8 protein-coding genes and 1 tRNA gene are annotated in these 10963 nt (G+C 63.1%); 2 read left to right on the top strand and 7 right to left on the bottom strand.

From position 1 onward, the window contains the following. Positions 1–1310, bottom strand: a 1310-nt coding sequence (locus LLH00_01910) for a hypothetical protein (GenBank protein ID MCE5270022.1), incomplete at its 3' end; no start/stop codon positions are given. Between the two features lie 189 nt (positions 1311–1499). Here LLH00_01910 and LLH00_01905 point away from each other — a divergent pair. Next, positions 1500–2129: a DUF429 domain-containing protein gene (locus LLH00_01905; GenBank protein MCE5270021.1), complete on the top strand. Its 630-nt coding sequence runs from the start codon at positions 1500–1502 to the stop codon at positions 2127–2129. 17 nt (positions 2130–2146) lie between these two features. Here the strand turns inward: LLH00_01905 and LLH00_01900 are convergent, their stop codons facing one another. The 3 genes from LLH00_01900 to LLH00_01890 form a co-directional block, all read right to left on the bottom strand. Further along, on the bottom strand, positions 2147–3715 hold the full coding sequence (locus LLH00_01900) for a sulfite exporter TauE/SafE family protein (protein MCE5270020.1): 1569 nt from the start codon (positions 3713–3715) through the stop codon (positions 2147–2149). Between the two features lie 25 nt (positions 3716–3740). Beyond that, complete coding sequence (locus LLH00_01895) at positions 3741–4718, bottom strand: bile acid:sodium symporter family protein (protein MCE5270019.1); 978 nt, start codon at positions 4716–4718, stop codon at positions 3741–3743. Between the two features lie 150 nt (positions 4719–4868). Continuing rightward, positions 4869–5744 carry an ankyrin repeat domain-containing protein gene (locus LLH00_01890; protein ID MCE5270018.1) on the bottom strand — a complete coding sequence of 292 codons (876 nt, stop codon included), beginning with the start codon at positions 5742–5744 and terminating at the stop codon, positions 4869–4871. A 537-nt stretch (positions 5745–6281) separates the two neighbouring features. Here LLH00_01890 and LLH00_01885 point away from each other — a divergent pair. Next, a complete protein-coding gene (locus LLH00_01885) occupies positions 6282–6758 on the top strand; it encodes a hypothetical protein (GenBank protein MCE5270017.1) in 477 nt (158 codons plus the stop codon). A gap of 81 nt (positions 6759–6839) precedes the next feature. Here the strand turns inward: LLH00_01885 and LLH00_01880 are convergent, their stop codons facing one another. From LLH00_01880 to LLH00_01870, 3 genes are all read right to left on the bottom strand, one after another. Beyond that, complete coding sequence (locus tag LLH00_01880) at positions 6840–8639, bottom strand: hypothetical protein (protein ID MCE5270016.1); 1800 nt, start codon at positions 8637–8639, stop codon at positions 6840–6842. A 200-nt stretch (positions 8640–8839) separates the two neighbouring features. Next, positions 8840–8926, bottom strand: a tRNA-Ser gene (locus LLH00_01875). Between the two features lie 95 nt (positions 8927–9021). Then, complete coding sequence (locus LLH00_01870; GenBank protein MCE5270015.1) at positions 9022–10953, bottom strand: GHMP kinase; 1932 nt, start codon at positions 10951–10953, stop codon at positions 9022–9024. Between the last annotated feature and the right edge of the window lie 10 nt (positions 10954–10963).

Raw genomic sequence — 10963 nt, 5'->3', positions numbered from 1 at the left:
TAGCTGGCGCCCTTGTAGGCGTTGATCGTGTTGCCGTTCTCGTCCCGGGCGATGCTTTCCGGGTACCTCTCGCGGGCGTACCACCACTCGCTCTCGGTGGTGTTGTAGTAGATGAAACAGCCCACCCCGGCGGCCTTGGTGGCTGCGGCGTCCGCGGCGATTTTCTGGCGGGTGAGCGTGGAGCCGGGCCGCGGGTGCGAGCCGCAGACCCAGCGCCGCACCGACTTGTCCGGCAACATCTGGCCGTACTGCGGGAAATGCCCGTGCATCTCCCACCAGCGCACGAACTGGTTGTCGTGGTATTTCTGGAAACGGTCCTGTTCCTGAAGAGCTCCCGAGCTGTCCGGGAATGGCTGGTCGATCACATAGTTGCCGTCGTACGGCCCGAACCCCTCGGCCGGGTCGAAATACTCGCGGTACCTGTTGTAGACCCAGCCCAGCGAGGCGCGCCAGTCGCGGGGCTGGAGCGTGATCTCCAGGCCGGTCACTGCATTGCGGTTGTCGCGCAGGCCCAGGTATTCGCTGATCACCTGCAGGTACGGGCGCTCGGCCAGCGAGTAGTTGCGGCTGTTCCAGTGGAAATCCTCGGCCAGGCCCACGCTGTTGCGCCAGCGCAGACGCACGGCCGGGATGTCGAATGGGTTGACCAGGCAAAGCGCGTTGCGCTTGTTCTGGTTCCAGAACACCAGCATGGGTATGCAAGTGCGCCAGGACTCATTGCCCACCGGCCCACCGTCCTCCTGGCCGTAGCTCACCTGGAACGGGGTCCAGGGATTGACCTCGAACGGGGCCTCGGCGATGGGCGCCCAGCCTGTGTAGCCCCAGGTGGGCAGGGGTAGAAGCTGCACCAGTCGCAGCGAACGGTCGGCCCCGCGGATTTTCTGGGCCTGCACCTCCCAGCGCAGGTTGTCCTCGCTGAGGGTGAAACTCTGCTTGACCGTGAAATCCGCACCCTCGAACACTTTCTCAAAAGTGCAGACAATCACGCTGTCACTCCGCCGGATGTTCAGGTTCGAGACCAGGGCCGCGCTCTCCAGGTCGGAGAAAGTGCGGCGGGTCAGGTCATCGCAGACCATCACCCCGCCGATACGCTCGCCCACTGGGACGTTGGTCTCGGGCCAGACAGTCTCAACCACCTGGTTGCAGTAATCCACCGTGTCCGGCTTATTCAGCAGGTGACGGATCGTGCCGTCCTCAGCCGAAAGGGTCACCTCCAGCCTGTCGTTGCCCAGGGTGACATAGCTGGTGGACTGGCGGAAATAGAGCTCGGCCTCCAGGACGGAGGGCAAAAAGGCAAGGCCCAGCGACAACAGCGCCGCCACGGCGGGAAAAGACCGTTCAACCAAAGGTCTGACCCGGTTCATCTGGCAAATCCTTTCCAGGGAATTAATTGGGGGGATTCGAGCGGTACGGCGTCACAGGCTTCGAACATTGCGCCCGACACGTCGTCCACCTTATCTTGACCTGCGTCTATTATAACACCTCGACCGGACCAGTCAATGAATAACACTCTCAGCCTCCCGTGCGCCGCAGGCCTCGATCTGGCCGGAGTGGAGCACCGTCCGAGCGGCGCGGTGCTCACCTGCGGCCTCCGTATACAAGACAGCCATGACCTGTTCACGGATGACGAAATTGTGGCTTTCCTCGTGGCCAGCGGTATAAAGGTGGTGGGTATCGACGCTCCGCTCTGTCTGCCGCCTGGTCGCGCCAGCCTGGAGGAGCGCAACGGATGCCACTACCGTCCCTGCGACCTGGCCCTCCGTCAGCGCGGGATACGCTTCTTCCCGATCACCCTCGGCCCGATGCGCGCCCTCACCATGCGCGGGATAAGGATGAAACAGGAGCTGGAGCGCCGTGGCCTGCGCTGCCTGGAAACCTACCCCGGCGCGAGCCAGGATGTCTGGGGCGTGCCGCGCAAGGGCCGGGGTGTCGAAAGCCTGCGCCAGGGGCTGATCGGGCTGGGGATCGAGGGGATCACGGAACGGATGAGCGACCACGAGCTGGATGCGGTCTGCTGCGCCCTGAGCGTGGCCCTGTACCTGAGCGGACGCAGTGAGGTGCTGGGCGGGGCCGAGGAGGGCGGGATAATAATCCCGGACGGACCGCTGTCACGGGAAACGTCGGCCTGAGCCTTCAGGCCCGGCAATCAGTTGATAAGTCCGCTCAGGCCCAGCTCGCCCAGGCTGCGCCAGAGCATGAACGAGCCCACCAGCACCAGCAGCACCCCGGCCACTGCGGGTGCGGCGTGGAAAGCCTTCGCGCCGGCGCGCCAGAGAGCGGAAAGTGAACGCGAGCGTGTGACCCAGGCCGGTGCGGCGCCCTTCCCTGCTGCGAAAATGTCGCCCAGGTAGAGCGAGACCAGGCCCACCGTCACCAGCACCGCGGCCAGACCCAGGCTGAGCGCCAGGATCAGCAGCACGGCCAGGGCCGGGCGGCCGAAACCCAGGGCCAGGAAATAAATCCAGAGCGCTCCCGGACAGGGCGCCAGTCCTCCCGCCACTCCCAGCCAGATCACCCCCCGTTTCGAGCCTTTCTCATCATGTGCATGCGAGTGTTCTCCGGCCTCTGAATGCGCGTGTCCGTGCGGGTGAGGATGGCTGTGCGGATGCGTGTGCCCGGCCGCTCCGGCGCGCAGACGTTGCAGGCCCAGGGCCAGGATAATCGCGCCCGAGATCCCGCCCAGCGCGGCCTGGACCGCCGGGCCGGGAGCTCCGCCCCAGGCCAGGCTGGTGACCAGGGCCAGCAGGAACACCCCGCCGGTGTGGGTCAGGGTGACTGTGAGAGCCAGCAGAAGGGCCCGCGGCCAGCGCTGGCCGCTGCCCAGAAGGTAGACCGCGGTGATGGTCTTGGCGTGGCCCGGCTCCAGGGCGTGGAACCCGCCGTAGACAAAGGCCGCCAGCAGGAGCAGCCAGAGCGCCGCGCCGCCCGCGCTCCCCTGCTCGAAAAAGCGGCTGACTCTGTTCTGGAACGCACCCTGCCGCTTGCCCTCTTCTTCACTGTGTCCCGCTGCAACAGGCGGGGACGAGGCCGTGCCCCCCGCAGCCCGCTCGGTCCAGCGGTCCAGGACCAGTCGCCAGGGGCTGGCTCCCTGTGTCCCACGCTCCAGCGCGGCGCCCTCCACCCGGCTGAACCCCAGGCGCACCCGGCGCAGGCTCTCCGGCCCCACCGGGCTGGCTGTCGAGTCCAGGCTTGTCCAGACGACCCGCACCGCCTCCTCCGCGATCAGGACAAAGCTTTCCCGTCCCGGCTCGGGCCGGTCGTTGCGGTTTTCCAGGCTGAGGAGCGACGGGTGCGTGGAATCGGCGGGCACGCTGCAGACGGCCGAGTAATCGAAAGTCAGGTCCAGATGCTGCGGCAACCGCCGCGGCGGCCCGAAATACTCCACTTGCGGCTCTGTGGACGGTTCCAGGCGCAGGGCTGTACCGTTCAAGCTCAGTGAAACATTGCCCAGCAGGCTGTCACGCAGGGCGGCCAGGTAGCGGCCCTGCTCCTGCGGGCTGATCACACCGTCCGCATCCGAGTCCATGGCGCCGCGCACGGCCAGTCCGGGGAACTCACGGTACTGGAGTCCCACTCTCAGGTCCACCCCATCCGGACGGAGCCGCAACTCGGTCAGGCGCTCAAGGTTCTGCATGTCACGGCTGTGGGCCCGAAGGGGGGACGCCGGGCAAAGTGTCCCGGCCAGCAGGACCAGCAGAAGGAAAACACGTTTCATCGGTGCTCCACCCGAGGCAATATTCTCAGGAGCGGCTTTCCGGTCCGGGCGGAGCGGCCTGCGCCGTCTGCCTCTGTCCCGGGGCCCCCAGGGTGAACAGGCTGGCCGTGATTATGCACCATACCGTGAAAATGGCCGAGGGCAGGGCCACGCCGCTCATGTTCTTGAAATGGGTCAGGGCCAGGATCACTCCCATGCCTGCGTTCTGCATCCCGATCTCGATGGCCAGGGTGCGCCGCCCGGCCGGGTTCAGCCGGATCGCCCGCCCGAACAGATAGCCCCCGCCCAGACCGATCGCGTTGAGCGCCAACACCAGCAGGAACACGTTGAGCGAGGCCTCGCGGATCAGGGCGACGTTGCTGGAGACAACCACCGAGCAGATCACCACGATGGCCGCCACCGAGAGCGCCGGGAACAGCTCGATGAAACGGTCCAGGCGACGGCCCAGCAGACGGCGGAACAGCATCCCGCCAGCCAGCGGCAGGATCACGCTGTAGATGATCGTGAGCATCATGCCGGTGTACGGGATATGGATACGGTCGCCCAGGAGCAGCAGGGTCAGGGCCGGGGTGACCCAGGGCGAGATGAAAGTCGACAGCGTGGTCAGGGCCACTGAATAGGAGACATCCCCACGGGCGACATAGCTCAGCACGTTGCTGCTCATCGCCCCCGGCACGCAGCCGGTGATGATCAGCCCCAGGGCCAGGGCCTGGTTGATCGGCACGACCCTGGTCAGCGCCCAGGCCGTGAACGGCATGATCGTGAACTGGGCCAGGGTTCCCAGCACTACCTTGTCGAAACGCTTCAGGGTGACCACGGCCTGGCCCAGCTCCAGGGTCACACCGATCCCGAACATGGTCAGCCCGAAAAACAGGGTTACGCGCTCGGACATGAAACCCTGGAACACCTGGGGCCGAAAGAAAGCCAGGCCGCAGCCCAGGATCACCCAGAGCGGGAAAAGACGGTTCACCAGAGAGATCGCCCCACGCCAGCCGTGTCGCATTTACTGTGTTCTCCGCATCGGTTGAAGGCTCGAATCGATAGGGGTCAAATAGACATATCACGACGTCGCGTCATGTTGCCAGCCGGGGACGAGTCTGTCAAGGAATTTTCGGCCTTAACAGGATAAGATGGCCTGAATTTCAGGCTTGAGTCAATCGCGTACGCCGAACTTTTCGAGGATTTCGACCAGGTTGGCGTGACGGTGGCGGCGGGCCAGGGCCAGGGCGGAAAGGTGGCTGTTGTCCATCAGGGTCGGATCGGCGCCGTGGTCCAGAAGGTAGTTGAGAAGGCCGATGTAGCCTGCGCGGCGGTAGGACCAGAAACTGCCCTGGGCCAGGTACATCAGGGCCGTGCGGCCGTGGTTGTCGCGGGTGTTGACCTCGGAGCCGGCCTCGACCAGGAGCCGGGCGGTCTCCTTGAGCCCGCGGAACGCCGCCGACATCAGGGCCGTACGCCCCCGCTGGCTGACCGCGTTCACCTCGGAGCCATGCTCGAGCAACAGCCGCAGCACGGGCAGACGGTTGTCCTCCTCGATCGCGCCGCCGCCGCTTCGCACCGAGGACATGAGCGGCGTGCGCCCCATGCGGTCGGGCAGGTTGATCCCGGCCCCGGCCTCCAGCAGCAGAACAATCTTTTTTTCCGTATCACTCACCCCCAGCGAGGCCATGCGCGTGGCCCAGATCACCGCGGCGTGCAGGGCCGTGCGGCCCTCCCGGTCACTGAGGTCGAGCGCCGCCCCGGCGCTGAGCAGTATCTCCAGCAGGGCGCCGTTGCCTGAGGCCGCGGCCGCGATCAGGGCGGTGCGCCCGCCCGCGCCCTTACTGTCCGGTGGCGCTCCGGCGGCGAGCAGGGCTTTGACCATGGCGAGTCGCCCCTCCTCCGCGGCCAGGACCAGGGGGAACTGGCCGGTGCCCTCCTCAGGCTCGGACAGGTCGGCATCGCGGCTGTCAAGCAGCTCGCGCAGACGGTCCTCGCGGCCCTCGCGGATGGCGGAGAATATTTTTGCACGGCGGGACTGGAAAAGCATACAAGGCCTCAAGGGAATGATATTCGAGACAGTGTACCACTTTACGACAATATCAGTCAAGAGGAAGAAATGGAGTGTGTTTGGCATGAATTATATTTATTGACAGAAAGAGGATTAAAATCTACAATCTAATCATTTTGAACACTTACCAGGCGATTTGTTCGTGTTGGTTTTTCTGTCCAAACGCTCTCGATTATTCCGATGTACATTTTTCAGTCAGGGCATTTTAGACTTTTCTCAGAGGTACAAATGTCATTCTCAATCAGAGTGTCAGCAATTCTGCTCCTTTGCGCCGCCTCTTTAAGCGCACAATCTCTGCCAGAACCAGTTCGGAGTGTTCTCTCTCAACACCGCGATGCACTGACACGTCTTTCGGCTACAGGGACCCTTCCCGATACTTTCCGGCTGACCACCAAACCCGCCGCACCCGGCAAAGTCCTCCAGATGGACCTGGATGTGCGTTTCAGAAGCGCCACTCCCGGCGGCTTCATTTTCGTGATACGTGACTTGCCCATTGCATTTTGTCAGGGACAACCGTTGGATATCACGGAAGGCGCTACGATCCCCAACACTCAAGGGCGGATATGGTACCGCTGGACCGACAGCTACGGCAAGATCATGCATGAGAATGCCATGTACGCGACAGTCCTGCTTGACAGCACTTACAGCCTTACCGTAACCGTGTTCGGGATCAACGTGGATTACCTTTCCACCCATGCCTCCACATCCATTTTCCCGCATTCGAAATCCGGAGTGGTAATAAGTCTGTACGTCCTCGTACCGCAGACTTTCCCCAATGGCGCCTACCCCTTAAGCGCCGACCCCAACGGGCAGGTGATTCTGAAATACCCGATCTCCGATGGATTCTTCACGGATTTGCCTACCTCGATCATCGATCCGATTGTGATCAGAGAAGAGCCTGAATACCAGCGTGGAGATGTCAACAGGGATGGCGCAGTCAATATGCTGGACCTGCTCGAGTTGCTGAAAATCCTGAGCGGAGAGGTTCAATAAGGCCGCAGGCGCAAAAAGCGGCAGCCTCACTGGATCAAAACCGGAGGCTGCCGCTCGTTTTGTAGTTCGTTTCTGAGGATGTCAGGCTGTCGCCGGCTCGGGCATCAGCCGCTCCAGCCGCCGGCGCAACTCCTCCAGCTCATGGCCCAGGCGCTCCCGCTCGTGGCTGAACAGCACCTCCGCCCGGCTCTGGTAGTACTCGATCCCATCCAGAAGGTTGCGCCGGAACTCCTCGAAGAACTCGGTCTTGCGGCTGGAAACCCGCAGCGAGAACCGCTCCAGCTCGCCGCGCAGATACTCCAGGTACAGGCCCGCCTCGCGCAGGAACATGTGCGGCCTTTCCTGCGGTGTAAGTGACAGGCCCCGGCCGTAGATGTGGTCCACCATCTCGCGCAGGCTGGCCAGGCGCGAGAAATTGATGATGTTGGGGCCGCAGCAGACCGCCGGCGTGGCCTGCGGCTCGATCCCGTATTTCTTTTTCACCCCGCCCGACAGGTCGTGGCAGATACAGCTCTTGGCCAGTACGCTCCGGCGCAGGACTGTCAGTTGTTCGGGGCTGAGGCCTTCTCCGCCTCCGTTATCCAGGCTTTCGAGCTTCAGACGCTGGTAGGCGCGCGAGGCTGTGCAGATCGGTTTCTCGGTGAACTCGGTGTTGATCACCGAAAAGCCCTTGAAACAGTGGCTGCCCGGCTCGCCCGCCTCGATCCGTTCACTGCGCGCCCGCTCGCTTTCCGAGTCGCGCAGGTTCCAGAACGGCGGGCCCAGGGGTGAGCTTTCGCTCAGGAACACATCCCCCGGCCCGGCCGCGGTCAGCTTGCGCAGATGGGCCTCATCCAGGCCGGTCGCCTCGGGCACCAGCAGGAACGGAGTGCCCCAGCCGGTGCGGTTCATCCCATAGTAACGCAGCATCAATTCGTTTTCACCGCTCGTGCCGATCCCACCCTGGACCGTGAACCTCACCGGCGGGCAATCGGTCAGCGTGGCGCGGCCCTCGGACGAAAGGGCTCGGTTGTAAAGCGGGAACAGCGTTTCGGCCAGCGATTCTTTCTGCTGCCGCAGTTGTTCAAGCACCGGCCCGAGCAACAGTCCGGTGGTGGGAAAAGCGTGGCCGCCACAGTTCAGCCCCGACTCGATGCGGTATTCCGAAATCCAGACACCCCGCTTGGCCAGGAATTTACCCTGGATTTCAGCCGAGCGCAGGTCGCTCACTTTCAGCGCGACTTTCTTTTTCAGCTCACCCCGCTCATCCGGGAAGAAATCATCGAACCGGGAGACATAGGTGTAAAGACGCTGGTTAAGGCCGGCGGAGAACTCGACCGAGGAGCGCAGTCCGCTCTGGGCGAAGCCGCGCAGCGCCGCCAGGGCATCGGAATACTCCGAACCCAGGTCGATCCCCTGACAGTAATTGCGCTTGTCGCTCTTGGTCATGATGTTGACATCGATGCCGCCCGGCACTACCAGACCGCGCAGATGTTCCTGAAGACTGGCTTTGCGGCCCGGATCGCACTCGGCCAGCATCGTGCGGTAACAACTCCTGGTCGCGCCTTCGGGCAACAGTTCGAAATAGCGGGTGATCTCGCTGCCAGGCTCGAACGGGGCGGCTTTCAGAGCGATGACCTGCCTCTGCACCAGACGGTCGAGCAGATCGAGGTAGAGCGTTATCCGGCGCGCGCGCGAATCATCATCCCGGTCGCTGACCGGTTCGTACGGCTCGCCGGATTTCTCCGCGTGATACTTACGCATCTGCTCGATAAGGATGTCATCCACCAGGGAAATTACGGAGGTGATACCGAAACGCGCCACCTTAAGAGGGGTGTCGATAGTGAAACCCGTACCCATCACCGGTATATAAAACGAATGCGGGCTCTCAACACTGGTCATCTACTCGCCAATCCTTGCTTAAGGCTGAATCCATCCGCCGGACCGAAACTCTGCACGGCTCTGTCCGTATCAACTTAACCCATCGTTCCAAAATGCGCTGCCAAAATAATAACACAAATCTTTCAAATAAAACATAACAAAAAAACAAGATTGCAAAGCCGCAGAATCCGTTCTTGCGAATTCTGCGGCTTATTTCTATCTGGCGGAGGGCGAGGGACTCGAACCCCCATGGGTGTGACCCCGGCGCATTTCAAGTGCGCTGCCTTACCAGTTAGGACTAGCCCTCCCTGTGTTCCGGCGCCGCCTTGGGGGCATACTAAGCATAAACTAACAGCAACCTGCTTTTTATTCAAGTCTTTCCGGCGGTCCGCAAGCGGAATGTCTACAACCGGCCGTAATAGTCCCGCACCGACTGCAGGTAGCTCAGCGGCAGGCCGATATCGAACCGCTCCCCGTCGATCATGTAGCCCATAAACCCCAGCTCGGAGCGGATCTCATCCAGGGCCGCGGTCAGCTCGAACTCGCCCGAGGAGCGCCGCAGGTTCGCCCCGATATGGTCCTTGAGTTTGTCGATGATGCGCGGGTCGATCACGTACAGGCCGAACACGGTCAGGTAGTGGTCCAGCCCCACCCCGTCCACACGCAGGCACTCGCGGGCGTAGTCCACCGAGGGCTTCTCGGCGAACTCGGTGATATTGAGCACCCCCCTGGCCTGGTCCTCCCACAGCCCGGCCGCTGTGCCGAACCGTCCGATCAGCTCCTCCGGGGTGCGCATCAAGCCCACCACGCTTTTCTGGTACAGCTCGTAGATGTCGAGCAGTTGGCGCGAGCAGGGGGTTTCGCTGCGCGAACGGTAGATATGGTCGCCCAGCATCAGCAGGAACGGCTCGCCGTCCAGCCACTCCCGCGCGGTGTAGACCGCATGCCCCAGACCCTCCTGGTGCTCCTGGGCGATGATCGTGGTGTGCGAGCCGATCTCCATCAGGCGGTTCTGGTAGTCACGGGCCGCGCGGGAAAGCTTGTTGTAGTGCACCAGCTCCAGCGGCGAGTTGAAGAACGAGGCGAACAGCTCGACATCCTCTTTCTGCACCACGATGCAGACCTCCTGGATGCCGCTTTCCATCGCCTCCTCCACCAGCATCAGGATCGCCGGCCGCGCGATACCGTCCGTGCCGATTATCGGGAACAGCTCCTTGCGCGTGGCCTTGGTGGCCGGGAACAGGCGCGTGCCGAACCCGGCGGCCGGGATCAGCGCCTTGCGCACGCGGCGGGAGGCCGGAATGTCGAGCTTCAGCCCACGCATGCCTTTCTTTTCCTCGAACAGCCGGATGACCCTGTCCTGCTCCTCGACTCCGCGGGCCACGAACTGCGCGGTCCCATCCCCCTGCGAGCCGACCCCCTTGCCGCCCCAGACCAGTTCCTTGATCTCCGGGAAAGCCAGGGCCTCGTGAAGCACCGGCGAGGTGAGCTGGCGCGGGCAGGCCGGCATCAGGTAGCGGTCGAACAGCTCCTGGGCGCGGGTCATCAGGCGGCCCAGGGGCTGGGCCTCGCCCGAGCGAAGGTGCTCCAGCGCCTCGCCGGTGATCATCTTGTTCACCTCGCCCAGGTAGTACTGCACCCCACGGTCCAGGTCGCTCTCTGCGAACGGGAAGCTGCGGTTGAGGTCGGCCAGGATCTCCATGGTGTCTTTTTCGGCGCAGAGGTCCACGATCACCAGGTGCAGGTCATCGGGTACGGAGACCTCCTCGACGTTCAGCAGGTCGCGGTCGTGGGTCATCATCACCGGACGGTTGCCGAAAGCGCAGCCCTGGTCCATCCGTCCGCAACGGCTGGGTGTGATTATCTCGCCCAGGTAGGCGAACTCCATCTCGCCGCGCACGGTCATTTTGAGGTCGTAGACCTTGTTGAACGCGCGGGCGGTGAGCACGCAAATCGCGGCGCTGCTGCTCAGGCCTTTCTTGACCGGCAGATCGGTGAGGTAGTTGTCTATCTGCAGGCCCTTGACCGGGTAGAAAGTCATGATCTGGAACGCCACCCCGGCGGCGTAGCTGAAAAACCCGCCCTTCTCGGCCTCTGCCAGCAGAGCGTCGCGCGACATCGGGATCTCGTACGGCCCAATCCGGCGGCCGTCCGGCAGCGTGCTCTGCAGGATCAGCTTGCCGGGATGCGGGCGCACCTCGGCATGGATGCCCTGGTTGGTGCCGGTGATGATCGTATAACCCTTCTCCAGGGCTGAATTGACCCGGCGGTAGCCGCCGGCCCAGTCGGAGTGCTCGCCGAAAAGGCAGATGCGGCCGGGGACAAAGAGCTTCATGATCTCTCCA

The sequence above is a fragment of the bacterium genome, assembly GCA_021372515.1.
Taxonomy (GTDB): Bacteria; Gemmatimonadota; Glassbacteria; order GWA2-58-10; family GWA2-58-10; genus JAJFUG01.
This window is presented reverse-complemented; position numbering and strand designations above follow the sequence as displayed.